This is a genomic window from Microcystis ichthyoblabe FBCC-A1114, assembly GCF_050500245.1.
Classification (GTDB): domain Bacteria; phylum Cyanobacteriota; class Cyanobacteriia; order Cyanobacteriales; family Microcystaceae; genus Microcystis; species Microcystis ichthyoblabe_A.
In genome coordinates, this window is the sequence record NZ_CP191408.1 from 999768 (window position 1) to 1025249 (window position 25482).

The following is a 25482-nucleotide window of genomic DNA, read 5'->3' on the forward strand; positions in this document are numbered from 1 at the left end:
ACCATAATCTTCAAGGGTTGCTGTGTGAGCATTATTCCACAATTTGTAAGCCAGATCGGGATCGGGTGGCTGTCCAGTGGGATAGCCTAGTTTTTTACTTCTTGATAGGATAATTTAAGAATTTTACCTCCCGCTTTAGATGGTTCAAATAGCCTGCCGCTAATAGCTTCTTTCTCTTGCATTATAGATTAATTCATCAGTCCTTTATTTTGATTTTTTAATTTCAGTAACAACCATTTTTTATGAGAACAATCTTCCCCAAAATCCTTTTTCAAGATTTTTGATCCTGTCGAGAGCCTTACGATACTCTTCCATATTGCCTTGCTGCGAGTAAAGTTGTGCTGCTTGATTGTAGTCAGCGATCGCACCTTGGTAGTCTCCTAAGTTTTTCTTGGCCGACCCGCGATTGTTGTAGGCAGCAGCATAGTCGGGTTTGATATTAGTGGCTTGATTGTAGTCAGCGATCGCACCTTGTTATCAAGGTTCTGGTATCTCCAACTGACGAAAAATTCTCACAGCAGTAAACTCTACAATTTCTCTATGTCGAGGGATGGCTGTGCGCCGACCATTGAGTGGATTTTCCCAGATGGAATGTTCACTTCCTTCTCGTACCAATTGACAACCCTGTTGACTGAGATAACGCAACAAATCTCGACGCTTCACGAGGCTATCAAAGTCGGTACAATTTGGACATGGGTTGATGCAGAAAATATTAGATAAATTGGTTCTTCTAAATCCGCTTCTGGGTCTGTTAACAACTCATTAGGCAAGGGTAAGGATTCCCCCCTAGATATATTAACTTCTGCCATGTCCACCAGCGCACTGGCTAAGGAACGGCGTACTGCTGCTAGATCATTTCCCCAGGAAATCACGCCAGGGAAATCCAAGACTTCTCCATGGACTCCCTGTTCCAGAAATTTATACATTGCTTTGTAGGTAAGCATCCAATTTATACTCCTTTCTTTCACCGAATTTTTTGATTAATAGATTAAGAACTGAACAAATTGGGAAAAAGCCTATGTTTTCGTTCTAGAAATCTCCAAAACTAAGCTTGACAAATTGCCTGAAGTTGTTATATCTTACAGGTTACAAGTCTTTGCGCGAGAGAAGAAAAAACGAGAATCGACCAAAGACCCCCTGTTCCCTTCTCAGATCCACACGCTACGGCTAGTAACATCTCGGCGGGAAAGTGCGTTAGCTAATTCGTACCAACTCCATTTTCCTTTTCCTTTTTCAACTAATTGGAGAAGCACCAATTCAAGTTGGGTTAACTGTACGGTATCTTTCATGATTAATCCTCTATACTTGGGTGAAATAAAACGCCAAATCCTTCTTTTAAACCATAATCTTCAAGGGTTGCTGTGTGAGCATTATTCCACAACTTGTAAGCCAGATCTGGATCGGGTGGCTGTCCAGTGGGATAGCCTAGTTTTTTATTTCTTGATAGGATAATTTAAGAATTTTACCTCCCGCTTTAGATGGTTCAAATAGCCTGCCGCTAATAGCTCCTGTCTCTTGCATTATAGATTAATTCATCAGTCCTTTATTTTGATTTTTTAATTTTAGTAACAACCATTTTTTATGAGAACAACCTTCCTCAAAATCATTTTTCAAGATTTTTCACCTGATTAAGGGCATCTTGGTAATCAACCATCTTGTTCTGTTGCGAGTAAAGTTGTGCCGCTTGATTGTAGTCAGCGATCGCACCTTGCTTGTCTCCTAAGTTAGACTTGGCATTCCCGCGATTGTAGTAGGCAATAGCATAGTCAGGTTTGATATTAATGGCTTGATTGTAGTCTGCGATCGCACCTTGGTAGTCTCCTAAGTCATCCTTGGCCGACCCGCGATTGTTGTAGGCAATAGCATAGTCAGGTTTGATATTAATGGCTTGATTGTAGTCTGCGATCGCACCTTGCTTGTCTCCTAAGTTAGACTTGGCATTCCCGCGATTGTAGTAGGCAATAGCATAGTCAGGTTTGATATTAATGGCTTGATTGTAGTCTGCGATCGCACCTTGCTTGTCTCCTAAGTTAGACTTGGCAATCCCGCGATTGTAGTAGGCAATAGCATAGTCAGGTTTGATATTAATGGCTTGATTGTAGTCAGCGATCGCACCTTGGTAGTCTCCTAAGTCATCCTTGGCCGACCCGCGATTGTTGTAGGCATCAGCATAGTCGGGTTTGATATTAATGGCTTGATTGTAGTCTGCGATCGCACCTTGCTTGTCTCCTAAGTCAGACTTGGCTATCCCGCGATTGTTGTAGGCATAAGCATAGTCAGGTTTGATTTTAATGGCTTGATTGTAGTCAGCGATCGCACCTTGGTAGTCTCCTAAGTTATACTTGGCATTCCCGCGATTGTTGTAGGCATCAGCATAGTCGGGTTTGATATTAATGGCTTGATTGTAGTCTGCGATCGCACCTTGCTTGTCTCCTAAGTCAGACTTGGCTAACCCGCGATTGTTGTAGGCATAAGCATAGTCAGGTTTGATTTTAATGGCTTGATTGTAGTCAGCGATCGCACCTTGCTTGTCTCCTGATTCACCTTTGTTATAGGCACTGTTAAACCACTCCTCGGCGGTCAATTGTACGGTTTTGGGGTGTAACTCTGGCTTAACTTGGGTAATGCCCCACTGTAGCCGATAAAAAGCCGTAGCATCATCAATCTGCTCAAACTTAACCCAATTAAGTTCTTGTAGGAATAGTAAATCACTAGGAATATTATTAACCCCTGGTAACAAAACAGGAATAACAGGAATTTTTTGATTAACAAATTTAGTAATAAGCGATCGCAGTTCCATGACCTGCCACGTTCCTAATCCCTTAGTACCAATAATAATAGCTGCCGATTTAATCAGGGGAATAGCTTTTTGAATTTCATCCTGAAATGACATCCCTGGTGGGATTTGTTCCTCATCTAGCCAAGGTTTTAACCCTCGTTCCCTCAGTTTTTTAGCGATCACCCTTACTTGCGGTTTATCCACACTATTATGAGCCAGGAAAACATCAAACTGCTGAGACATTTAAAGAACCTCCTCCCCTAATTTTCAACCCCAGCAATCTCTGCTAGAGCCAGTGCATACCGACTTAAATCCTGCCTGAGAGCCTCTAACTCCCTTCGCAATTCAGGTTCTTCTATCCATTGCTGCTCGTATTCCTTGGGACTGACATCAGCAGGGCGCTTCGCTTCCCAAACCTGTAAGCGAGGATGCCACTTGGCTAGAAAACGGCGCAACCCCCGATTCAGGACAGCGATCGCAATACCGCCCACTGAATTGCGAGAAGCCCCCACATCGGGACCCGCTTCCTTGAGAATCTCGCGGGTTGTCCCAAATAAACTATACAGCGAGTTCAAAGCCTCACGCAGCAGCCCTTCTTCCCCCTCTAATGGCTCTACAGCAATGCGCGTCACCAATTCCACATAAAGTGACCATGCAGCCCTTCTCTCAGTCGGATCTGCCTCCCATTCGGCTGAACCAATACCAAAAGGAAGACTGACAGACACTTTCTTCAATACAGCCGGATCGCCCTTCATCTGTTTCCCCTCGCCTCAGCCTCTAATGTTGCCATTCTCCTTTCCAATTATATGACGGGATTTAGCTTATTACTCCCAATATTGGGCTGGGTGGAGAGTGGCGATTGTCCTGAAAAAAACGGCTCCGACTAGATGCAGAAATCGTTAGAATAATCAAAGAATGACTTCTCCTGAACGATAGTCATTTCCGAAACACAACAGGCTCTTTTCTTCTCTCTGTCTCTAGTTAAATTTGTCCCCACTGGGCAAAAATTAGCCAAAATGAGCCAAATAACCTCTCGAAAAGTTCCTCTGGGAAGTTCGATTTTTCCTCATCAACATCGCCTTTCTGCTGAAGAAATAGCGAAAATTGAGGCTGAGGATAAAGCTTTAGCTCGGCGTTGTCGAGAGATTTTTGACCGCGTTTATCCACAATTAGCAGGGGAATATTATGACTGGTTTATTGTCATTGAGCCTGAGAGTGGGGACTATCGCTGGAGCAAATTCTTGATGAAGATTTTCTGCCTTTTTAAATATGATTGTTCCAAACTTACCGTACAAAATCAAAAAAAGAAGACAATTATTGCCGACCAATAAAAAACAATTTTGAGGCAGAATGATAAAGTAGCTCATGTTATCAGAGCGATCGCCGCTTGGGATCAAGGTTCTGGTCGGTAATGCGTTATCCTCAGAAAAGGGAAACTCAACTTTACTAGGCATGAGCAGATGCCCCTTGGTCATCCTGAATCATCTGCATCAGAATGTTTGCAGCTGCCGTTGCGTCCTAGGGCGACCAAATTGGGTACTCTGATGCGGAGAAGATGAATTGTAGTTCAGCGTCTGGGATTTGTGTGGCTAGGAGTTTAAAGAGTGTTGACATCCTCACCGCCGGGGCTGGGCGGTGAGGATGTCAAAATTTTTCATAATTGACAGGGTGGGCATAGCCTACCCTATTTTGTTGAAACTTTTAGCACTCTAGTTCACAATAAAGGTAAAGATCGTAAGAGCTACCTTGTAATGGCGGAATTGCTTTCAAGAATTACAGTTAATCCTCGGCAGTGCGGTGGTCGTGCCTGTATTCGAGGAATGAGAATCCGGGTGTCAGATGTGTTAGATCTATTCGCGGCAGGTTTAAGCGCGAGAGAAATTCTAGATGAAATGCCTGATCTTGAGGCAGATGATTTGAAAGCAGCGCTTTTATATGCCTCGCGGAAGCTTAATCACCCGGTTTTACTGGCATGACAATTTGGGTTGACGCACATTTGTCTCCTGCAATTGCAACCTGGATTAGCACTACACTTGAGATTGAAACTGTGGCTTTGCGTGATCTTGGACTGAGAGATGCTGAAGATACTGAAATCTTTCAGGTTGCAAAAGCTCAAAGAGCTATCCTAATGACCAAAGACAGCGATTTTGTAGATTTAGTTGAGCGACTTGGTTCGCCCCCACAAATTATTTGGCTGACTTGTGGCAATACCTCTAATGCCCGGTTGCGTGAAATCTTGAGTGAGACTTTACCCAGGGCTTTAGAACTTTTAGCTGCTGGTGAGACATTGGTAGAAATTAGCGGAGACTAGCTGTACAGGCTAATGAATCCAAGAGCTACCCAATACAAGAGGTCAAATGGCTATTTTCCAATATCAGATTCTTGTGGGGAAGAATTAACCTAATGCTGTGGTCTGGTATGTCGCTTAAGTACAATATGAAACGATGAAATCAACACAATATCAGAGTAAGAGCCTCGAAAAATCTGGCAAATTATCGCAGTTATCTCGGCCGTCGGCTTTTTTTGATCACTCCCACCTTATCCCCCAAACTAACGCCGTCTCAACAAATTTTTTATCTCTACCCAGATAGACAGTTGACCACCTAGACTAGCGGGATGAGTGAAAATTCCTTGACGGGGACTGAATAAAAAGGCCAACATAAATAGGGTAAAAGCGACAAGCACGATCGCCGGTCCAGAGGGTAAATTCCAGTAATAACTTAAATACATCCCACTGATACTAGAAATAATACCCACACCCACACCTAAACCCATGACTTGATGAAGACGGGTAACTAAAAGATAAGCAGTGGCTGCCGGGGTAATCAAAAGGGACAAAACGAGGATTACTCCCACCGCTTGGAGACTAGCAACGATTGTCAAACCAATCAGGAGCATTAAGCCTAAATCTAATAAATTTACTGGTAAACCCGCCGCTTGCGCCCCGATTTTGTCGAAAGTGTAGAATAATAGTTCTTTATACAGGAGCAAAACGGTTAATAAAACGATAACGGCAATAATTAGGGTATCGCGGATGTCGGCAGCAGTAACACCGAGAATATTGCCGAAGAGAAAGTGATTAAGGTCGATTTTGTTGTTTTTTTGGATGAGAGTGATCAGGGTGATGCCAAGGGCGAAAAAAGCCGAGAAAACGATACCCATGGCCGCATCTTCTTTGATTGGGGAACGATTACGGATTAAGTTAATCAGTAGGGTACTGACCATTGAGGCTAGTAAAGCACCCAGTAAAAGATTAAAATTACCAATAAAAGCGATCGCTAATCCGGGTAAGACCGAGTGACTGATGGCATCGCCCAAGAGGGCCAAACGTTGTACCATCAGGTAGGTTCCCACCACCGCACAGATGATCCCGACGATGATAGCTTCAATTAGGGATCTCTGCATGAAACTATACTGTAAGGGTTCGATTAATCCTGTTAATAGATTGTTGCCCATGAATCTGCCTTGGGGTTAAATTTTTCTGATTCTCGATCGAGGTTTTGCTCCTAGGATCTATCTTCTAAATCGGGGGAGAAGATAGGTTAGGATAATTAGGATTAATTGTAAGTTTTTTCGCTCCTAACTGCCGCCATGGATACCCCCGTTCTTTCCTCAACTTTTTTTCTGACTCTCCTGCTCATGGTAGGATTATTCTTTTTTATTCGCGGTTCCGTCAAAGAGCGTATCGAACAGCGTGTCTATCTTACCAGTACCAGTGACGACCAACTATTAGAACAACTGCGAGACTATTTTGACCGACGTTCCTATCAAGTCAAGGCGATCGAACCCGAACAGAATATTGTCAGATTACAGGGTTTTGTGCCGCCTAGCCCCTTCCTAGCGATATTTTTGACAATTTTGGCGGCCTTGGGTTTATTTTGCTTCTCACTGGTGTTATCGGTGTTATTTCCCGATACTAATCCCTATATTTTTGCTCTTGTGGGTTTATCTCCCCTCGCCGGTGTTTTCTATTGGCAAAAAGTCGGCCGTTTAGAAGAAGTGGCTTTTAAAGTAGAAAGCAAATCTCAGCAAACGGAATTAACTGTCAAAGCCCATCGGGACGAGTTAAGACAACTACAAGATAGTTTAACCTTTCTGGAAAGACAATAAGCTTTTTATGTCCTACGAGCGCCTAATTTATCTGGCCGATACCGATGCGGCCGGTGTGGTTTACTTTGCCCATCTTCTCTCGATCTGTCATGAAGCCTACGAGTTTTCCTTAGCACAATTTGGCATCAATATCAAGGATTTTTTGAAAGATTCTCCGGTTGCCCTACCGATTACTCAAGCGGAAATCCAGTTTTTTCGTCCTCTTTTTTGTGGCGATCAAATACAGATTAATTTCACTGTCCGATCCCTAAGCGAAAACGAGTTTGAATTGCATTATAAAATTTATTTGGCTGAAATCATGGTCGGAAAAGCGAAAACTCGCCATGTGTGCATCGCTCCCACCGATAGACAAAGAATCCCTTTCCCGGAATCTTTAAAAAATTGGTTAGGATATTTATCAACCCTAGAGGATACTGATATTTAAGAGATGATTTTGGCAGATTTAACGATGATTTTAAATAGGGATTGGTGGCATAATGCTTGGCAATTATTTAACCTCAGTACCGGGAGGATTATCTGGAATTCTTTTCTGGCTTTTATCCCCTTTATCCTCAGTTTTTGGCTATTTCGGATCACCCTCGATCGTTCCCTACTCTGGTGGTTAATTCTCTTAGTTTTTGTGCTTTTTTTACCCAATGCTCCCTACATTCTCACCGATAGCATTCATTTAATCTCTTATGTTCAGCAGGATTACGCCAAAAGTTTATTTTTTTTAGTTTTAATTCCCCAGTATAGTATCTTTATTTTTATTGGCTTTCAGCTATACGTTATCTCCTTACTTAATTTAAAAAGTTATTGTCAGCAAAGTCAGCTAAATTCAGCAGTTTTACCCCTAGAAATAACTCTCCATTTTTTAAGTGCGATCGGTATCTATTTAGGAAGGTTTCTCCGACTGAATAGTTGGTATCTAGTCACTCAACCGCAGCAACTATTCTGGAGTTTGCAGAATTTACTGACTCAAAAACCTTTGATATTCATCTCTGTCTGTTTTTTAATTATTTGGCTACTATACGAAATCAATAAAAGGCTTTACAATCGATTTTTTGGCTACAATTAACGCCTATCGGAGATTTCCACCCTCTCCTATAGCGGTAAGCGCTTGAGTGAGATACAGACCAAGCCTTGCCTAGCATGGTTTATAGCTCGTGACACTGTACCTCATACGACTGCACACCGCTATAGTCCCTTTCCGATTAATTAAAAGATAGTAGGAAGACAGAGATCAATTTGCCGCACCGATATTATGATGATGATCAATATTTTTTCTCTCTCATCGCCATGACGAGCGCAGATCAATCTCAACCCCTGCCTAGGGATGACTGTTTTCACTACCAAAATTGTTGGTATCCTGTGTTATTCGTGCAGGATTGGCAAAAAAATCCCTACTCTTTCTGTCTTTATGGGCAACCATTGCTAATATTTCGCGATCAACAGGGAAAATGGGGCTGTTTGCTTGATCGCTGTCCCCATCGCTTGGCTAAACTCTCCACAGGACAGATGATCGCTGGGCGTTTAGAATGTTTATACCATGGTTGGCAGTTCGAGACGGATGGAAAATGTTCCCATATTCCCCAACTGCCAGTTAATACCCCGATTCCCCGCAATGCCAAGGTTAAATCCTATGGGGTGGTGGAACGTCAGGGAGTCCTCTGGGTTTGGTTAGGAGAAGAGGAAACAGCGAAAGAAAGCGATATTCCTATCATCAAAGACCTAGAAGACCCCAATTGTGTCCATACCGATTATCTCATTGATTTTCCCTACGAACAGGGCTATTTACTCGAAAATCTCCTCGATCCCGCCCATGTTAATATTAGCCATGATCGCAGCGAATTCGGGGCAAAACGGGAAAATGCTCAACCTTTAGCCTTCCAAATCCTCGAAATCTCGGCGCGGGGAATTCGCAGTCAGTGGCGCAATAGCCGCAATCCGCAAGAAAGCTGGAAATATCTGGATTTTATAGCCCCTAATCTCGTTCATTATCGTTTTTCTCTGCCTAATCCCCATTGGTGTGCTGGATTGGCTTTATACGGGATTTCTCTGGGTCAAGGTCGTTCTCGCTTACTGGTGCGACGTTACCAAAATTTTGCCGTTAACTCCCGTCAATACCGTTGGCGCTGGTTGGAACATCTGCGTCAAAGTCGCATCCTCGAAGATGATCTACCTTTAATTCAAAGTCAGCAGCAAATGGTGGAAAAGTCAAGAGATAGTTTACAAAAATTATACTTGCCCTTAAAAAGTTCCGATGCCTTGGTGATTGAGTTACGTCAATGGTTCGATCGCTATGGGGACTCTTTCCCCTACTATCAAGGCTACACCAGCCAGCGGACAACGGCGATCGATTTATTCGATCCTTTACCCCTCGATCGCTATTCTCGTCACACTGTCCACTGTCGCACCTGTAGCGCTGCCCATGAAAACATGGTAAAAACTAAACAAATCGCAATTTTAATGGGGATATTATTAGCTTTACTGGCAATTTTATCCCCAAATCAGTCTATCTATCAAATTACTGCCCTTATTTTCGCAATTTTGGCTTTAGCAATAGCGATCGCTGCCAATTACACCCGCACAAAATTTGAACGCACCTATGAGAAAAAAGCCCATACCAAACTACAGTAATAATACTAAATCCGTTGAGTATAGGCTACATATCAGGACAGGTAAAAGGCAGCAGGCACTAATGCAAAAGGGTGAATAAATAATCAGTTTTTAATAAACAGATTTAGTATGACTCTTAAATGATGACAAATGTATCAGCAGCTGCCTGTAAGCATCCCACCGAAAAGCTAATGCGCGGGGGGTTTGGGGGGTTCTACCACCCAAAAGCTTGGATTGAGTGATAAAATCGGAAGTAATGCCAGATTTTATCAGAGAGTTTTCGCGTAAAAATCCCAACTTGCTAGATTTACAAAAATGAGATGCACCCGAAGTCAGGAGTTAGCGAGATGTGGAATTAATTTTACTTAGGTACTTAACTAAGATTGGCCAATTCAAGTCTGAATTGCATCACTGTCTGATCTACCTTTATAGAATACCTCATTCGGGGTACGATAGTCAAGACATTTTCGAGGACGATTGTTAATCAAGTTTACGGCTCTTTCCACCTCCTCTGGCTTAACGATTTTAAAATTCGTTCCCTTGGGGAAAAATTGTCTTAACAGTCCATTGGTATGCTCGTTTAATCCCCTCTCCCACGAATGATAAGGAGTAGCAAAATAAAAATCTGCTCCTAGTTTCTGACTCAACTCTTGATGTCCACAAAATTCTTTGCCGTTGTCACAAGTAAAGGTTTTTCTTTTGTCAGGGTGAATCTCTTGAAAAAGTTTTTCTGTGACTCTATTGATTTCCAGCAATTCTCATTTTGAAACGATTTTGCGTTGTTTCAGCGATCTAGAGATTCGTTAAGAATTATTAACCCCTCTAGGTGCAGGGGTTTTAATGTCATGAAACCTTAAAATGAGAATTGCTGACCTGATGAGCCTTTCTTTGTCAACTCTTGAGGTTGATGCGTTTCATTTTTGAATTGGCGTACTTTTTAAATCTTTAAGATCCTTGATAAAAGTAGGAAGATAGTTGATTTTCATTCTTTTTCTAATTCAATTAAAGCTTCCTCCAAAGTTAAGGGAGTTTCATCTTTAACGTCTATCATGGCCCGATAGAGTCCAGTATCTTCATAGGTTTCTATTATTTGTTGATAGTCTTCAAAATTAATGATAACTTGCTGTATCTGACCTTGATTATCCGTAATCAAGTCTTGAGCAAAGGGATAATCTTTGATGTTCATAATTAATTGTTCCTCATTTTGTGGACGGTTTGCATTATTCACACTCCTTTGTTTCCAATTCTAATAGGATGGGAATTAAGTCTTTGGCAATATCAATGACGGCATCTATTGTATCAGCTTCAGTGACAAGTCCTTGTATATCGGGACTGGTGGCGACATAGTAATCTTGTCCGTTTTCTTGAAAGCGCTCAATAGTGAGGTTAATTGGGTTTTGCATGGGGAATCCATAGAGTTTATAGAATAATTTTATTATGACAACTCTTATAAACTTGAAGCTAATTAAGACGCGACAATAGTTTCTAGGGAAAAAGCATTCAGATCCGTTAAGCTTCTGGCGTGTTCCAAGGTAATTGCACAAATGTTCCCATTTTTATCAAGATCGACTAAGGTATTTTCATTGATTTCTTGAGTCTCGACAATAGGATTGTTATTGAACTCTAAATATAGAGTATCCGTATCTTGAAAGTAGGTGATTTTCATGGCTTAAAATTCCTATCAAAAAAAGCATTGTGAACTGTGATACCATCTTCGAGTAAGACAACTCTCAACGCCTTGTTGTCTATTTCCTCAATTAATGCCCAGCGGCGAATTCGTCCATCATTTTGGTGAACTTCCAGAATAGGATTATTGATTGTGTATTCAATCCATTCCATTTTGATATTGGCTCGATCTGGTCGTTTTCTGGTGGCTAAAAAGTATTGAGTAAATTTCATTGAGGCGATTGAATTGTTTGCTTATAAGTATCAATGAAGTTAATTTTCATAGTTTTGCTTAATGGGAGTTAAGGATAATTTTATAGATTGTCTGCTACATCCCCCTGAATTTGCCCTAACAATTCCTCACAATATTTAAACAAGGGAATCCCCAATTCTTGGCATAATTCAAGCGCTTCTTGGCAATAGCTGAGGGCAAGTTCAGGGCGATTAGTTTTGTGGAAGATTTCGGCGAGTAATTTTAAACTATCGGCGATTAAAGACTTATACTTAATATCTTGAGAAATAACTAAGGATTCTTGAATTTTGCTTTCTGCCTCGCTGCAGTTTTCTAGTTTTCTCAACGCTTCTCCTATGTTGTGTAGAGAAATTGCTACCCCTTGCCGATAGCCGATTTCTTTACTGATGTCGTGATGTTGCTGGTGATAGGCGATCGCTTCTTCATACTGTCCCAAGGAATCATAATAATTGCCTAAATTCCCGAGAGAAATTGCCACCCCTTGCCGAAAGCAGATTTCTTCACTGATGTCGTGATGTCGCTGGTGATAGGCGATCGCTTTTTTATACTGCCCCAAGGAACCATAACAAATGCCTAAATTACCGAGAGAAATTGCCACCCCTTGCCGATAGCCGATTTCTTTACTGATGTCGTGATGTTGCTGGTGATAGGCGATCGCTTTTTCATACTGTCCCAAGGAATAATAACAAAGTCCTGAATTCCCTAGAGACATTGCTACCCCTTGCTGATCGCCGATTTCTTCACTGATTTCGAGAGATTGCTGATGATAGGCGATCGCTTTTTCATACTGTCCCAAGGAATAATAACAAAGTCCTGAATTCCCTAGAGACATTGCTACCCCTTGCTGATCGCCGATTTCTTCACTGATTTCGAGAGATTGCTGGTGATAGGCGATCGCTTTTTCATACTGCCCCAAGGAATAATAACAATTGCCTAAATTCCCGAGAGAAATTGCCACCCCTTGCCGATCGCCGATTTCTTCACTGATGTCGTGATGTTGCTGGTGCTTGGCGATCGCTTGTTCATACTGTCCCAAGTAATCATAACAATTGCCGAGAAGGATTAACGAGTTACAATAACAATCTTGTTCCCGTTGACTCTCTGCAATAATTTCCTCATACAAATCTGCTCGCTTACGATAAAATCCTTGTAAATCCAAAAAACTATCAACCGATTTATTTTTCCCTTCTCCGCCTGTTTCCTCATTCAAAATATCGTAAGCTAACTGCCATTCTCCCAATGCTCCTGCATGGTAAAACGCCTCTAAATATTCCTTCAAATCTTCCAAGGATTCCCAGGGAGGGACAGGTAAATGAGCTAAATAATAATCTAAGGCTAATTGATGGGCAGATCGCAATATTTCAGGATTTGCTTGATCTTGCACCACCATGGAAATTAAAGGCAAAAACTGAAACTGTCGCGGTTTTACATTGTATTCGGGGGGAAATTCTTGTAATAAGGATAAACGAGCTAAATAGCGTAAATCTTCCTCAGTTATTTCTGGAATTAACCCCTGGGCTAACCTGTCATCAAAATTCTCCCGCAATACCGATAACCGCGTTAAACTCTCCCTAAATTCTTTCGATAATCGCGCTAAACTGGCGGTAATCACTTCTCTAACACAGGTTTCCGTGTCGCGGTGATACCCTTCCACATCAAACAGATTTAAGCCCAAATTTTGCGACTCGGTGACAGAAACCCCTTTCCCAAACTTATCTTTCATCAAACTACAAACCAGTTCCATTAAGAGGGGATGACCTCCCATTTTATCGACAAATTGGGCTAATTCTTCATCGCTTCCCGTTAAGCCGTGATCTTCGGTGACATAACGCATCGCATCCGCTTCTTTTAACCCTTTTAAAGGCCAAGAATAATAATAATCTTGCAAATTGACGGGGAATTTTAGCTGTTCTCGACTGGTGACTAATAGCTTACTGCTGCTTTCTGTGTTTAACCATTTTTGCAAGAATTGCTGATAAACCAAATTTACTGGGGCAGTTAGTACCGTTTCCAAATTATTCAACACTAATAAACAGGGTTTAGCGGTTAACCCTTTGCTGATTGCGTCTATTAATTGCCCATCATTCCATTTTTCATCATAATTTTGTTTTAACTCCTCTAATAACCACCGTCCGAACTGTGCCAAAGGGTAAGGCTGGTTAAAATTAACCCATAATACTGGCCAATCAGCAGTTAATTGATCTGTAAACTTTCTCGCCAGGGCAGTTTTACCATAACCTCCGGCGGCGGTAATCTCGATTAACCTTAGATGGTCATTCCCTAACGCTGTTTGGAGTTCTTGCAATTCTTCCCGTCGTCCTTGCCATCTACGCACGGGTGGGAGTTGCGTATCCACTAACCCAGAGGTGGTCAGGGGTTGGACCGCTTTTTTAGAGGGTTCAGACTGTTTTTTTTTAGATTCTTCAATCAGCGATCGCAATTTATCCTCAACGGATACGAAAACTTTTTCATATTCTGATTTCTTTAGATCACAGAGAGGATTGCTGGGAGAATTATTGCTAGGAGACTGAAATTGATGTAAGTAAAATCTTTGTTCTATTCCCTCTTCATTAGTGTATTTAAAAGAAACACTTTTCACAGTAGAATGTCTAAGAAATATAGGAATTATAACGACTCCTTCTTCTTCACGTCTTTTCAAAATACGGGGTAATTCTTCATTCTTCACATAACGAGAATTAAGCAGATCTTGGCTAACCAAGACCATCGCAATTGTTACTTGTGATAAACTGTCTTTAATTTTTTCATCCCAAATATCCCCCGGTTGTATGTCGAGATCTGACCAGACTATTTTTTCCTCATCATTCAGAGGTTCGAGAAATTTTAACAGTCTGTCTCTCCATCCTTTGTCTTGGTGGGAATAACAAATAAAAATTGATGGCATATCTCTTTCCTCTGACATAACCACTTTTCTGTTATACCACATCTAACCCAGAAAACGGGTTTCTCTAAGAAACCCGTTTTCTAACTTAAGATTGGTCGATTTCAATCCCCGCTACTTCTTTCAAACATTTTGTAAATGGCACTGTTTGAAGCCTATCACGTTCCGCTCTATTTAAAAGCAGAACAGATCCTGATCATCGATAATTATACTTGTCTCCATTCTCGCCAATCTTACATTGACCCCAATCGCTGTCTTGAAAGGGTAATGTTCGATGTTCCCTAACGGGAAATCGGGGTTAACTACCGGCTTTATCAGTAATGGCGGGAAGCGGATTTGAACCACTGACCTTCGGGTTATGAGCCCGACGAGCTACCAGACTGCTCTATCCCGCGTTGCTTTATTTAGTATAGAACTAAATCTCGGTAAATGCCAAGGAGTTTGTAATATTCCTTTACATTTACCGTCCGACCAGAGGTTAATACTTACGTTCCACGGGGGTGAAATCCTGAATCACCACGGGCATATAGTCGATATCGATGCCCGAGGGGGAATAATAGGCGAGGGTATGCTGAAGGAAATTTTGGTCATCCCGTTGGGGAAAATCCTCGCGGGAGTGGGCCCCTCGGCTTTCTTGACGATTGAGGGCAGAGGTGAGGATAATTTCCCCCACCACCATGAGACTTTGTAATTCCCAGGCCTCGATTAGTTCCGTATTCCAGCAATCCCCCCTATCATCCAGGTAAATCTGCTCGTATTGGCGCTTTAATTCGCCGATTTGTTTAATTCCCTCGCGCATGGTCGCTTCGGTGCGAAAAACGCCGCAATGTTGGGTCATACAGTCTTGGAATTGCTGACGTAGTTGACCGATGCGAATCGTGCCTTTTTTGGTCAATAAAGCGGTGATTTCCTCTTTAGCATCCTGAAGGTAAATATCGGGATTAAATACGGGAAAAGCGCGTTTTTCGACGTATTTAGCGATCGATTTGCCGGTTCTTCTCCCATAGACCACACATTCTAACAGGGAATTACTGCCCAAACGATTGGCCCCGTGGACAGAGACACAGGAACATTCCCCGGCGGAGAAAAAGCCTTCGCTGAGGGTATCGGCACTTAAGCGAACGCGACCATCGGTATTAACGGGAATGCCGCCCATACAATAGTGAACTGTAGGACGGACGGGCATCGGTTCCTCTACCGCATCGACACCGACGAGACGGTGGGCCTCCTCCCAACAGAAGGGAATGCGACTCATAATTTTTTCCCGGCCTAAATGGCGTAAATCCAGATAGACAAAGGGACCCCCGGCGCTACCGTCCAGATTTACCCCCCGGCCGGCGCGAATTTCTAGGGTAATGGCCCGGGAAGTGATGTCCCGGGGTGCCAATTCCATGCGCGAGGGGGCGTAGTCTTCCATAAAACGACGACCTTCGCTATTGATTAAATAAGCGCCTTCACCCCGGACCGCTTCTGAGATTAAAACACCGACGGGATAGAGTCCCGTGGGGTGAAATTGGACAAATTCCATGTCTTCTAGGGGAATACCCGCTTTGGCCGATAAAGCTAAACCGTCTCCCGTACAGGCGAAATCGTTGGAGGTGGTGTTATAAACGCGACCATAGCCCCCCGTCCCGAACATAATTGCTTTTGCCCGGAGGATTTCTAACTGTCCGGTGGCGATTTGGTACATTACTACCCCTTTGGCCGTACTTTCTTCGAGGATAAGACGCAAAACGTACCATTCATCGTAGATTTTTACCTGATTACGGCCTAAATTGCTGACTAATTCGTGCAGCATGGCGTGACCGGTTTTATCGGCGGCGTAACAGGCCCGGTTATGGCTGTGACCGCCAAAGGCTCTTTGGGCAATGCGTCCATCTTCGAGACGGGAGAATAACACGCCTAGATGTTCCAATTCGATGATAACTTCGGGGGCTTCTCGGGTGAGGATATCCACCGCATCCTGGTCAGCCAGAAAATCGGAACCTTTGACAGTATCGTAGGCGTGGGCCCTGGGATTATCTTTGGGGTCAACGTTTTGCAGGGCGGCGGCGATACCTCCCTGGGCGGCGACGGAGTGGGAACGAATTGGGTGGGTTTTGGCAACGACAGCAACATCGATGGTCGGGTTGAGGCGTTTGATTTCTAAGGCGGCGCGGCATCCTGCTAACCCACCACCCACTATAACGACATCGTGTTCTTTCATGGCTGATTTTCCTACGGGCTTCTGTTTCTATGGTGGGGTGAGAATTGCTCAGAAGTCAGTTTTGTAACCGAGACTTTATATTTCAGGAGACAGCCCTTTCAGTTATCAGTTATCAGTTATCAGTTATCAGATGCGAGTTTTCAGTTCACTGATTACTGTTTACTGATTACTGAACTTGGTATGGTTCGCTCGGGGGGCATAAATCGACTAAATCCTTATCTGGCAAAAAACTTAATTGATGAGTTCGTTCTAGTTCAAAAACAATTGACAAAAATCGCCAAATGTCTTTCTCTATAAGAGTTTCATTCCTTATAACCCTGTCCGTTGCATAAGACAAACTGAAGAACCTCACTGATTACTGATTACTGTTTACTGATAACTGAAAAGTCTTCATAATTCCCAAAAAAACAACCCGCGGCAGTTAACCGCGAGTTATTTTTGGTTAAAATCGGACAATTACTCAACGGTAATCGTTCCGACCATACCGGCGCCGCGATGGGGTTCGCAGTAGTAGGTGTAAGTACCCGGTTCGCTGAAAGTGCTTTCAAAGGACTCACCGGCGGAAAAAGCCAGACCTTTATGGGATAATTTAGCAGCCTGGGCTTCGGGAACCTTGGTGCTATCGAAAACTATGTTATGGGGAGAAAGTTTGTTATTGACCCATTTCACCGTATCTCCTGCTTTAATAGTGAGGGCGGGGGGATCAAATTGTAGTGTACCTGCATCACCGCCCATCTTAACCGTGAAGGTTTCCGCAGCAGCGGAGGCAGTGTTAAAGAAGAAGCTAGAGACGACTAGCACCACGGTAGCGACCAATAAACCTAATTTTTTCATGCTTGTTAATCCTTTACACGAGGGAAGATGACAAGTTTGACAGCCTGTCTTTTGACAAAAAAGTAAAAGTTTGCTTTTAACTGTCCCATTGATTCATTCTACACGAAGTTTGACAGCTTGTCTTTTGACAAGAAAACCGGTTTTTTCTGACGATGGTTGGGGAATTTCTTAAGAAATAGAGGAGAACCAATCGTGAAAAGACTATTAATTTCCCTGTGCTTGCTCTTGGCTGTGGTTACATTCGGTATGGCTCGTCCCGCTTTAGCTGATGGGGCTTCGATTTTCAGTGCTAACTGTGCTTCCTGCCATATGGGCGGTAAAAACGTGGTTAATGCCGCTAAAACCCTGAAAAAAGAAGATTTAGTTAAATACGGCAAAGATTCCGTTGAAGCTATCGTTACCCAAGTTACCAAAGGTATGGGGGCGATGCCCGCTTTCGGTGGTCGTCTCAGCGCCGAAGATATCGAAGCTGTAGCTAATTATGTCCTCGCTCAAGCGGAAAAAGGCTGGTAAAAGTTAGTTATCGGTGGCGAGTTATCGGTTGTCAGTCTGGTAAGAATTGTAGCGATCGAAATTCTTGGGTCAATTGCTGGCTTAAAATAGCTAATGGTTCATCTCGGGACAAGGTTGTGAAATTGCGATCGTTTTTCTATATTTTAGGTGCGACGGTAATCATTCTCCTAGGAGTCGCTACAGCCAGTTTTGCTTGGATTCTCGCCGATAGTCCTCTGTCTTTGCTCAAAGGTGGGGTGCTGCGGGAACCAGCGGCGGCGATTTTTGTGCCGAAACAGGCCCCGGTTATGGTATCCTTGCTGGTCAATCCCGAACGTTTAGAGTCTTTTGGTCAATTAATCGCTACACCGGCTAATCGACGACGTTCCCACCAAGAAATTAAGGATTTAGAAAAAAGTCTCCTCGGCAAAACGGGATTAAATTATCAAAAGGAAATCAAACCCTGGTTAGGGGAGGAAATTACTCTCGCTGTTACTTCCCTAGATTTCGATCGCGATACCGATAATGGTATCCAACCGGGTTATCTTTTGGCAATTCAAAGTAAAGATGGCGAACGCGCTAAGGAATTTCTGCAAGCTTCCTACTCAAAACAGGCGGTTTCGGGCAAATTTGACCTCGTTTTTGAACTCTACAAGGGAGTTAACCTGATTTATCAACGTCCCTTGACCGCAGGAGATAATAATCGTTTTCTCGCTAGTGCCGTCGTCGGTGATACGGTGCTTTTTGCCAATAATATCAAGGTTTTGCGCGAGTCCCTTAATAACGTGCAAGTACCGGATTTAAACCTAAAAAATAGCCCTGATTACCGAGAAGCTCTCAAAAATATCACCGAACCGCGTATAGCTATAGTTTACGGCAATTTACCCCCGTTATCAGCTTGGATCGCTAATCAACCCGTCCCGGAGAGTCCCGAAGCAAAACAACGATTAGCCACGGCTTTTTCCCTCAAATCCGGGGGAATAGTCGCTCAAACCGCCTTAATTGGAGTCTTAGGACAGGATGACCAAGCACCAATTTTATCTAGTCCCGTGGGAGCATTATCTTTTATCGGCGAAAATAGCCTTTTAGTTGCCGCTAGTCGCGATTTAAATCGTTTTTGGACTCAGGTAGAGGAGGGGTTAGAAGCAGATAGTCCCCTACAGGAATTAATAACACAGGTCTTAAACCGCTTCCAGTCGCCTTTAGGTTTAAATTTGCCTGAAGACGTTTTTAGCTGGGTTAGAGGCGAATATAGTCTCGCTCTCGTGCCTAGTTCAAAGGGGATGGAACCCGATAGTGTTTTTCTAGGGGAACGGGTGATGGGGGTAGAGGTGGACAGTGCGATCGAGCATTTGGATGAGTTGGCCCGCAGTCGCGGCTATAATGTGGTTAATCTGCCTTTACTCGATCGAACGGTGACAGCTTGGACAAAGTTAACCACGGCGGTCCCAGGGGGAAAAGCGCAACTAGAAACGATCGTGACGGGAGTGCATACTAGGGTCGATAATTATGAAATTATCGCTAGTTCTGTGGAAGCGATGGGTTTAGCTTTATCTGCACAGAAAAACCCCATCTTAAGTAGTGGTAAGTTTCGACAGGCAATTACTGCTTTACCCGCAGAAAATGATGGTTATTTTTACGTCGATTGGCGACAATTGCAACCGGTAATCGAGGCAAAATTCCCGATCATGCGGGTGTTAGAATTGTCGATTAAGCCTTTATTTAATAATCTGCGTTCTCTTACTATTAGCAGCCAAGGTAGTGAAAATTCTGTGCGTCGGGGAACGATTTTCTTTAACTTGGGAGTGAAGTCTTAATCAGTTATCAGTTATCAGTTATCAGATAGAAGCTTGTAGGTTTGGTTGAGCGATTTAATACTTAGGAGAAAACTGCTCGATTCAATGGTTTGAGGTAAACCCAACATTCTTGACGACATTGGTGTGGTTGGGTTTCCCTCAAGCGTCGCTAATAACCGTTCTGGATCCGTTATCAAGTAGCCAGTGGTATTGATTCTGTGGAAGGACTCTCTTGGGGTAGTATAAATGTAGAGGGAGAAACATTACCTCTCCAGACGCGAATCGCTGAGGGTCATCAATTCCCAGATTAGATTACAAGGTAGCAAGCCCTAGCTTGAAAAATTCGCTAAGATATATATAATCAACTTAAAAGGAGCAATTTATCAAACTATGAATATTACTGACGTTCAAGTAAATCTCTCGACCTCAGAAGATTTTTTAGATTCTGAAACATTAGCACAGATTGATTTAATGCAGCAAAAAATTCAACAATATCTCCAAACCTTGTCATTAGAAAATTTAAAGACTATTCTAGAATTTGCTGCTTATTTATCAGATAAAGAGAGTGAGCAAGCAACCCAAGAAATTAGAGAAATTCCCAATATCATAGAAAAATTAAAAGAAGCTGAGATGGATTTACAATCAGGTCGTCTCATTGATTGGAAAAACTCAGATGATTTATAAAGTCTGTTTAACAGCTAAAGCTAATAAAGTTTATTCTGAAGCTGATTCAGTCTTGAGAAAGAAGATTGCTAAGTGTTTAAAGATTCTTCAAGAAACGCCCAAAAATCACCCTCAAATTAAAGCATTAAAGGGAGAATTTGCTGGGAAGTATCGCTTCCGAGTCGGGGACTATCGGGTTATTTATATCGTTGATGATAGTCAATCTCAAGTTATTGTCTTACTCATTGAACATCGCAGTCAAGCTTACCGCTAATAAAACGCGATGAATGCAACAGCGGTCTAGTCCTTTTTCTTGGGTTGAGCGAATCAATAGGTTAAAGAAAACCTCTCAATTCTAAGGGAAAACGAAACCCAACAGCCAACACCTCAATCCGTCTGAATGAGCGATCGCTATTCTCCTCCTCCCATGGCTTTTTGTGGGGTTTCCTTGGGTCAATCCAACCGACGGTAATTGCTATGATTACTATAGGATTTGAAAAGGGTGCGCGTTCGGCCTTAATTGGGGTCTTAGGACAGGATGACCAAGCACCAATTTTATCTAGTCCCGTGGGAGCATTATCTTTTATCGGCGAAAATAGCCTTTTAGTCGCCGCTAGTCGCGATTTAAATCGTTTTTGGACTCAGGTAGAGGAGGGGTTAGAAGCAGATAGTCCCCTACAGGAATTAATAACACAGGTCTTAAATCGCTTCCAGTCGCCTTTAGGTTTAAAGTCAAAACTTTAGTATTCTTAGTCCATAGTAATACCAAATTTCTAAATCCATGACAGACATCCACGCTCGAATGCTTGCCAAGCTTGCATTCGTTGTGACGCAAATAAAGAAAAATGGTATAAGCTGTCAGTGTATCTAAGTTACTCGTCAAGACTGTCTATGAGAAGAGAGCGTGGAGAGGGATCCAGAACATTTATACTAAAAAGCTTAGTACATCTGGCTTGCTGAATAAATCTGAAATATCGACGAATTAAGGGTTTTAGGGTCTTGTTTCGCGAAACAGGTGCGAGATTTTGAGTCCTGTAGGGGCAGCGATAACCGATAATCAGCGCGGAGACAGAAGAAGGCTCCGATTCCCGCTTAATATTCATTGACGAACAGTCTCTAACGGTGTTACCGGTAACAGCAGCTACCCAATTTTTCTTGATATTTGCTATGCTGATTCTTAACAATTTGTAATCTTTGGGAAAGTTCCTCAATACTGCATGGTCGTTTCTGCTACAATCCCACCCCTAGCTCAAGATACCCTCGCCCTGAAAGCGGTGTGGGCAAATATTGGCTATGATAGTTGTCCCCACCATTACAATTTCCATCTTCATACCCATTGTTCCGATGGTCAAATGAGTCCCCAAGGCTTGATGAGACAAGCGTTAGATATCGGACTAAAAGGATTAGCAATTACCGATCATCACTCGATCGAAGGTTATCGACAAGCCCAAATTTGGCTAGAAAATCAGCATTTAAAGAGTTCTCTACCCCATCTCTGGACAGGGGTAGAAATTACGGCGAATCTCTTAGAGACAGAAGTGCATATTCTTGGCTATGGTTTCGATCCCGCTCATGCTGTCTTGACTCCCTATCTGCAAAGAACCAAACCGGAAGGAGATCTGGCTTTAGCCTCTAGAGTCATTAAAAGTTTACAGCAAGCGGGGGCTTTAGTAGTTCTCGCCCATCCCTTTCGTTACCATCGCCCCGCAGCCGATTTAGTGGCGGCGGCAGTAGAATTGGGTATTGATGGTATTGAGGCTTTTTATGCCTATGGCAATCCCAAACCTTGGCTACCCAGTCAACCGGAAACCGAACAAGCGCTCGCTCTGAGTCGTCAATATCAATTATTTGCCACCTGTAGCACCGATTCCCACGGTAAATCTTTATTACAGCGCATTTAGCCTGATCGCAGGATTAAAGGTAAAATACCTAAATTGACTAAACTCGATCGAGAAAGGATCGAGTGTTGGTTTTTTATGGCCGTTGATCAGTGATCAGTAATCAGTAACCAGTAACCGGTGAAAGAGCCTAAATTTGTTGAAAATTGAAAACCTAAACCTGATAACTTAAAACTTAAACCTGATCACTGATAACTGATAACTGATAACTGATAACTGAATAACCCCCTGAATGAAAGATTTATTCCTATACACTTGCTGGTTAATTCCCATTTATGGCTTAATTGGTTCGATTTTAACCTTGCCTTGGTCTTTAGGCATTATTAGTCGCACCGGTCCGCGGCCGGCCGCTTATATTAACCTATTGATGACCGTCTTAGGATTAATACACGGATCGATCGCCTTTAACCAAATTTGGCATCGAGAGACGATTAAACTGGCTTTTGAATGGGTAAAAGTGGCCGATCTTAGTTTATCTCTTTCGATCGAACTTTCTCCCGTCAGTTTGGGGACGCTGGAACTAATTACCCTCATCAGTCTCTTGGCCCAAATCTATGCCCTTGGCTACATGGAAAAGGATTGGTCTTTGGCGAGATTTTATGGCTTAATGGGCTTTTTTGAGGCAGCTTTGGGGGGAATTGCCCTCAGTGACTCCCTACTATTCAGTTACGCTTTCCTAGAGATGTTAACGGTCTCTACCTATCTCCTCGTCGGTTTTTGGTATGCTCAACCTTTGGTCGTAACCGCGGCCCGAGATGCCTTTTTAACCAAGCGCGTCGGCGATATTATTTTATTGATGGGTTTGGTGGCTCTGTCCAGTTACGGAGAGGGATTAAGTTTTTCTCAGTTAGAAAATTGGGCAGTAAATAACCCTGTACCACCTCTGACGGCGACTTTGTTAGGATTAGCCCTTATTGCTGGTCCAACGGGTAAATGCGCCCAATTTCCCCTGAATTTGTGGCTAGATGAGGCGATGGAGGGACCAAATCCAGCCGGAATCATGCGGAATTCGATCGTGGTTTCAGCCGGGGCCTATGTTTTAATTAAGCTGCAGCCAGTATTTACCCTATCTCCGATCGCGGCCAATGTTTTAATAGTGTTGGGGACAATGACGGCAATTGGTACTTCTCTGATGGCCTTATCCCAAATTGATATTAAACGGGTTTTATGTCACTCTACCAGTGCCTATCTCGGTTTGGTCTTTATTGCGGTGGGATTAGGTCATGTGGATATCGCCTTACTAATTTTATTCTCCCATGCGGTGGCAAAAGCTTTATTGTTTATGAGCGCAGGAGCCTTAATTCTCACCACCAGTAACCAAAATATCACGGAAATGGGCGGAATTTGGGCAAGAATGCCCGCCACGACCACGGCTTTTTTAGGAGGTTCCGCGGGGATGACGGTTTTAATGCCCCTGGGGATGTTTTGGACGTTAAAACGGTGGTTAGGTGGCGAATGGGCGATTCCTTGGTGGTTATTAGCGGTTTTAATCTTTGTTAATTGTCTTAGCATTATCAATCTTACTCGGGTCTTTCGTTTAGTCTTTTTGGGACAAACCCAAAGTAAAACCCATCGCACCCCGGAAGTGGCTTGGCCGATGGCTTTGCCCATGGTAGCATTGATTTTAATCGTTTTATTGGCCCCGATTATTCCCCTACGTTGGGATTTTTGGCTATCTTTCACCAATCCTCTCGTTAATAACCAGAGTTTCACTATTGTCTGGGGTTTTCCCTTATTGATGGCCTCTGGAGTAATTGGCCTAGTCATCGGGTTAATGGTAGAGTTAAGACGAGCTTGGGCGAGACCAACCGGGTTAATCCTGCGATTCCTGCAAGATTTGTTCGCTTATGACTTCTATCTCGATCGCATCTATCAGTTTACCGTGGTTTTAGCGGTGGGGAGCTTGTCCAAAATTACCGCTTGGCTCGATCGTTATATTATTGATGGTCTGGTTAATTTAGTCAGTTTAGCGACGATTTTTAGCGGCAGTGCCTTAAAATATAATGTTTCCGGTCAATCGCAATTTTATGTCTTGACTATTCTTTTCGGAATAGGGGGATTAATCTGGCTCTTATTAAACGGTCAATGGTCACTGATAACTAATTATTGGTCATCCCTTTTGACTCATTGAACCTCTGTGTATTGGTCCCTAGTCTCCCGGCAGCTGACTAGGGAAGGAAAGCAGGGTGATGAACTTGACATCCTCGCCGCCCTAAAAGTGCGGCGATTCCTAAACCTCACGATTTAAGTTTCTGCTTCCACCACCGTCGCATACCACAGTTAAAAAACCATGTACTGTCTTACACAGAGTCCACAGACTTTCGCCCCATTTCAGAAGCCCGATTCCGTTTGTCCCACGGTACGTTGACCGCCTATAGCTTCTTGTACTTGTTGCGCGCGACTTTTTACCCGGCCAAGCTTTTCTGGTCGGAACCCCCTAAGCCGAGTTTTCAAGGTGCTGCGCCGTCCACTTGGTTTTCGAGACTGGCCTTTTAATTCTAACGTAAAGCCAACCTAGAACGGCGGGGTTTCAGACCCAAAATTTCCGATGATCGACGAGGAAAAAATCTCCACTTGGTCTATTTGTGTTATAATGGGTTGGTTAAAAATGCTGGTGTAGCTCAGTGGTAGAGCAGCTGATTTGTAATCAGCCGGTCGCGGGTTCAAATCCCATCACCAGCTTCTGGGAAAACCAAATGTTTTCAGTCCCGACAAAGCTTTGGTGGCTTGTTTCGCAGCAAGGTTTACTGATTCTGTCGGTCTTTTTTGGTCATTGTTGGGTCAGTTGGTAATGATTCGGTAGTAGTGGCGTAGCCCTCTTGCCTACCTGGTATGAATTGTGTAAAATATTTATTAATAAAAATAATTGGAACCCGATCAGTCTTTAAACCTCTAGCTTGATCATGACTTTTCTGATAAATATCTTTTTCTGGCTCCTGTCTAGCTTACTCAAATATCAGTCTAGCACCGAAAAAATACCCCCCTAGTTCACCTCTATTCCCCTGTTCTAATTGTGGTTCTCACCATACTATCAAGAATGGTTCTATTCATAATGGAAAACCCAAACGTCAATGTAAAGAATGTGGTCGTCAGTTTGTGATCAATCCCACTAATAAAACTGTCTCTGACGAAACCAAACAATTAATTGATAAACTCTTACTCGAACGAATTTCCTTACGAGTAATTGCTAGAGTAACAGGGGTAAGTTGGTCATTTTTACAAAATTATGTCAACAGTAGTGCGATCGCACTATCCATAACTTGTCCCCTCATCGCTGAAAACCCATGCT

28 protein-coding genes, 2 tRNA genes and 3 pseudogenes are annotated in these 25482 nt (G+C 43.0%); 17 read left to right on the plus strand and 16 right to left on the minus strand.

Going from position 1 to position 25482, the window contains the following annotated elements:
- Positions 1-240: 240 nt before the first annotated feature.
- The 6 genes from ACQY1Y_RS04810 to ACQY1Y_RS04835 all read right to left on the minus strand — a co-directional run bounded on the left by ACQY1Y_RS04810 (position 241) and on the right by ACQY1Y_RS04835 (position 3534).
- A complete protein-coding gene (locus ACQY1Y_RS04810; protein WP_430014644.1) occupies positions 241-465 on the minus strand; it encodes a tetratricopeptide repeat protein in 225 nt (74 codons plus the stop codon).
- Between the two features lie 12 nt (positions 466-477).
- Positions 478-663, minus strand: coding sequence for a type II toxin-antitoxin system HicA family toxin (locus ACQY1Y_RS04815; RefSeq protein WP_002734683.1), 186 nt, complete (start codon positions 661-663; stop codon positions 478-480).
- Entirely contained in the window at positions 660-944 is a 285-nt protein-coding gene (locus ACQY1Y_RS04820) for a type II toxin-antitoxin system HicB family antitoxin (RefSeq protein WP_002734253.1), read from the minus strand. The genes ACQY1Y_RS04815 and ACQY1Y_RS04820 overlap by 4 nt, the downstream gene beginning before the upstream one ends.
- Positions 945-1148: 204 nt before the next feature.
- The gene (locus tag ACQY1Y_RS04825) at positions 1149-1289 is read right to left on the minus strand and encodes a hypothetical protein (RefSeq protein ID WP_002735012.1); all 141 of its coding nucleotides are present in this window, start codon (positions 1287-1289) and stop codon (positions 1149-1151) included.
- A 314-nt stretch (positions 1290-1603) separates the two neighbouring features.
- Positions 1604-3022, minus strand: coding sequence for a tetratricopeptide repeat protein (locus ACQY1Y_RS04830; protein WP_430014086.1), 1419 nt, complete (start codon positions 3020-3022; stop codon positions 1604-1606).
- A gap of 17 nt (positions 3023-3039) precedes the next feature.
- A complete protein-coding gene (locus ACQY1Y_RS04835; RefSeq protein ID WP_150975493.1) occupies positions 3040-3534 on the minus strand; it encodes a hypothetical protein in 495 nt (164 codons plus the stop codon).
- 261 nt (positions 3535-3795) lie between these two features.
- Between ACQY1Y_RS04835 and ACQY1Y_RS04840 the strand changes: the two genes are divergently transcribed.
- From ACQY1Y_RS04840 to ACQY1Y_RS04850, 3 genes are all read left to right on the plus strand, one after another.
- Entirely contained in the window at positions 3796-4110 is a 315-nt protein-coding gene (locus tag ACQY1Y_RS04840; protein WP_002755562.1) for a hypothetical protein, read from the plus strand.
- Between the two features lie 420 nt (positions 4111-4530).
- Positions 4531-4755 (plus strand): DUF433 domain-containing protein, encoded by a 225-nt coding sequence (locus tag ACQY1Y_RS04845; RefSeq protein ID WP_002740734.1) that lies wholly within the window; start codon positions 4531-4533, stop codon positions 4753-4755.
- The gene (locus tag ACQY1Y_RS04850; protein ID WP_430014087.1) at positions 4752-5090 is read left to right on the plus strand and encodes a DUF5615 family PIN-like protein; all 339 of its coding nucleotides are present in this window, start codon (positions 4752-4754) and stop codon (positions 5088-5090) included. The genes ACQY1Y_RS04845 and ACQY1Y_RS04850 overlap by 4 nt, the downstream gene beginning before the upstream one ends.
- 239 nt (positions 5091-5329) lie before the next feature.
- Here ACQY1Y_RS04850 and ACQY1Y_RS04855 read toward each other — a convergent pair whose 3' ends face one another.
- Positions 5330-6235, minus strand: coding sequence for a metal ABC transporter permease (locus ACQY1Y_RS04855; protein ID WP_069474524.1), 906 nt, complete (start codon positions 6233-6235; stop codon positions 5330-5332).
- A gap of 135 nt (positions 6236-6370) precedes the next feature.
- Here ACQY1Y_RS04855 and ACQY1Y_RS04860 point away from each other — a divergent pair, with 135 nt between their 5' ends.
- From ACQY1Y_RS04860 to ACQY1Y_RS04875, 4 genes are all read left to right on the plus strand, one after another.
- Positions 6371-6889: a cofactor assembly of complex C subunit B gene (locus ACQY1Y_RS04860; RefSeq protein WP_002734244.1), complete on the plus strand. Its 519-nt coding sequence runs from the start codon at positions 6371-6373 to the stop codon at positions 6887-6889.
- 7 nt (positions 6890-6896) lie between these two features.
- Positions 6897-7313 carry an acyl-CoA thioesterase gene (locus ACQY1Y_RS04865; RefSeq protein ID WP_430014088.1) on the plus strand — a complete coding sequence of 139 codons (417 nt, stop codon included), beginning with the start codon at positions 6897-6899 and terminating at the stop codon, positions 7311-7313.
- Positions 7314-7316: 3 nt separating this feature from the next.
- Positions 7317-7946, plus strand: coding sequence for a DUF1361 domain-containing protein (locus ACQY1Y_RS04870; RefSeq protein WP_430014089.1), 630 nt, complete (start codon positions 7317-7319; stop codon positions 7944-7946).
- Between the two features lie 221 nt (positions 7947-8167).
- Positions 8168-9508: a Rieske 2Fe-2S domain-containing protein gene (locus tag ACQY1Y_RS04875; protein WP_430014645.1), complete on the plus strand. Its 1341-nt coding sequence runs from the start codon at positions 8168-8170 to the stop codon at positions 9506-9508.
- Positions 9509-9879: 371 nt separating this feature from the next.
- On the opposite strand, the pseudogene ACQY1Y_RS04880 reads toward ACQY1Y_RS04875, so the two are convergent.
- From ACQY1Y_RS04880 to ACQY1Y_RS04905, 6 genes and pseudogenes are all read right to left on the minus strand, one after another.
- Positions 9880-10236 (minus strand): annotated as a pseudogene (locus ACQY1Y_RS04880) (IS30 family transposase); the annotation flags it as partial.
- A 233-nt stretch (positions 10237-10469) separates the two neighbouring features.
- On the minus strand, positions 10470-10673 hold the full coding sequence (locus ACQY1Y_RS04885; RefSeq protein ID WP_002732229.1) for a hypothetical protein: 204 nt from the start codon (positions 10671-10673) through the stop codon (positions 10470-10472).
- A 34-nt stretch (positions 10674-10707) separates the two neighbouring features.
- Positions 10708-10890 carry a DUF1902 domain-containing protein gene (locus ACQY1Y_RS04890; RefSeq protein ID WP_002733867.1) on the minus strand — a complete coding sequence of 61 codons (183 nt, stop codon included), beginning with the start codon at positions 10888-10890 and terminating at the stop codon, positions 10708-10710.
- Between the two features lie 62 nt (positions 10891-10952).
- The gene (locus ACQY1Y_RS04895) at positions 10953-11153 is read right to left on the minus strand and encodes a DUF2283 domain-containing protein (protein WP_069474523.1); all 201 of its coding nucleotides are present in this window, start codon (positions 11151-11153) and stop codon (positions 10953-10955) included.
- The gene (locus tag ACQY1Y_RS04900) at positions 11150-11386 is read right to left on the minus strand and encodes a DUF4258 domain-containing protein (RefSeq protein ID WP_002762131.1); all 237 of its coding nucleotides are present in this window, start codon (positions 11384-11386) and stop codon (positions 11150-11152) included. Before ACQY1Y_RS04900 ends, ACQY1Y_RS04895 begins: the two co-directional genes overlap by 4 nt.
- An 80-nt stretch (positions 11387-11466) precedes the next feature.
- Complete coding sequence (locus ACQY1Y_RS04905; protein WP_430014090.1) at positions 11467-14349, minus strand: tetratricopeptide repeat protein; 2883 nt, start codon at positions 14347-14349, stop codon at positions 11467-11469.
- A gap of 93 nt (positions 14350-14442) precedes the next feature.
- Here ACQY1Y_RS04905 and ACQY1Y_RS04910 point away from each other — a divergent pair, with 93 nt between their 5' ends.
- Positions 14443-14589 carry a TauD/TfdA family dioxygenase gene (locus ACQY1Y_RS04910; RefSeq protein ID WP_271992670.1) on the plus strand — a complete coding sequence of 49 codons (147 nt, stop codon included), beginning with the start codon at positions 14443-14445 and terminating at the stop codon, positions 14587-14589.
- Positions 14590-14625: 36 nt separating this feature from the next.
- Here the strand turns inward: ACQY1Y_RS04910 and ACQY1Y_RS04915 are convergent.
- The 3 genes from ACQY1Y_RS04915 to petE all read right to left on the minus strand — a co-directional run bounded on the left by ACQY1Y_RS04915 (position 14626) and on the right by petE (position 17344).
- Positions 14626-14699 (minus strand) — tRNA-Met (locus ACQY1Y_RS04915).
- An 83-nt stretch (positions 14700-14782) separates the two neighbouring features.
- A complete protein-coding gene (locus ACQY1Y_RS04920; protein ID WP_430014091.1) occupies positions 14783-16510 on the minus strand; it encodes a succinate dehydrogenase/fumarate reductase flavoprotein subunit in 1728 nt (575 codons plus the stop codon).
- A gap of 456 nt (positions 16511-16966) precedes the next feature.
- The gene (petE, locus tag ACQY1Y_RS04925) at positions 16967-17344 is read right to left on the minus strand and encodes a plastocyanin (RefSeq protein WP_002731857.1); all 378 of its coding nucleotides are present in this window, start codon (positions 17342-17344) and stop codon (positions 16967-16969) included.
- Between the two features lie 192 nt (positions 17345-17536).
- Here petE and petJ point away from each other — a divergent pair, with 192 nt between their 5' ends.
- The 9 genes and pseudogenes from petJ to ACQY1Y_RS04970 all read left to right on the plus strand — a co-directional run.
- Positions 17537-17857 (plus strand): cytochrome c6 PetJ, encoded by a 321-nt coding sequence (petJ, locus tag ACQY1Y_RS04930; protein WP_002732729.1) that lies wholly within the window; start codon positions 17537-17539, stop codon positions 17855-17857.
- Between the two features lie 116 nt (positions 17858-17973).
- Entirely contained in the window at positions 17974-19653 is a 1680-nt protein-coding gene (locus ACQY1Y_RS04935) for a DUF3352 domain-containing protein (protein WP_430014092.1), read from the plus strand.
- 369 nt (positions 19654-20022) lie between these two features.
- Positions 20023-20316 carry a hypothetical protein gene (locus tag ACQY1Y_RS04940; RefSeq protein ID WP_002795247.1) on the plus strand — a complete coding sequence of 98 codons (294 nt, stop codon included), beginning with the start codon at positions 20023-20025 and terminating at the stop codon, positions 20314-20316.
- A complete protein-coding gene (locus ACQY1Y_RS04945) occupies positions 20306-20569 on the plus strand; it encodes a type II toxin-antitoxin system RelE family toxin (RefSeq protein WP_002733470.1) in 264 nt (87 codons plus the stop codon). Before ACQY1Y_RS04940 ends, ACQY1Y_RS04945 begins: the two co-directional genes overlap by 11 nt.
- Before the next feature lie 230 nt (positions 20570-20799).
- A pseudogene (locus ACQY1Y_RS04950) lies at positions 20800-21024 on the plus strand (DUF3352 domain-containing protein); the annotation flags it as partial.
- 488 nt (positions 21025-21512) lie between these two features.
- Positions 21513-22196, plus strand: coding sequence for a PHP domain-containing protein (locus tag ACQY1Y_RS04955; protein WP_002734587.1), 684 nt, complete (start codon positions 21513-21515; stop codon positions 22194-22196).
- Positions 22197-22425: 229 nt separating this feature from the next.
- Positions 22426-24324, plus strand: coding sequence for an NAD(P)H-quinone oxidoreductase subunit F (locus ACQY1Y_RS04960; protein WP_002734668.1), 1899 nt, complete (start codon positions 22426-22428; stop codon positions 24322-24324).
- A gap of 479 nt (positions 24325-24803) precedes the next feature.
- Positions 24804-24875: transfer RNA gene (locus ACQY1Y_RS04965), tRNA-Thr, on the plus strand.
- 273 nt (positions 24876-25148) lie between these two features.
- Positions 25149-25427, plus strand: a pseudogene (locus ACQY1Y_RS04970) (IS1/IS1595 family N-terminal zinc-binding domain-containing protein); the annotation flags it as partial.
- Positions 25428-25482: the final 55 nt, after the last annotated feature.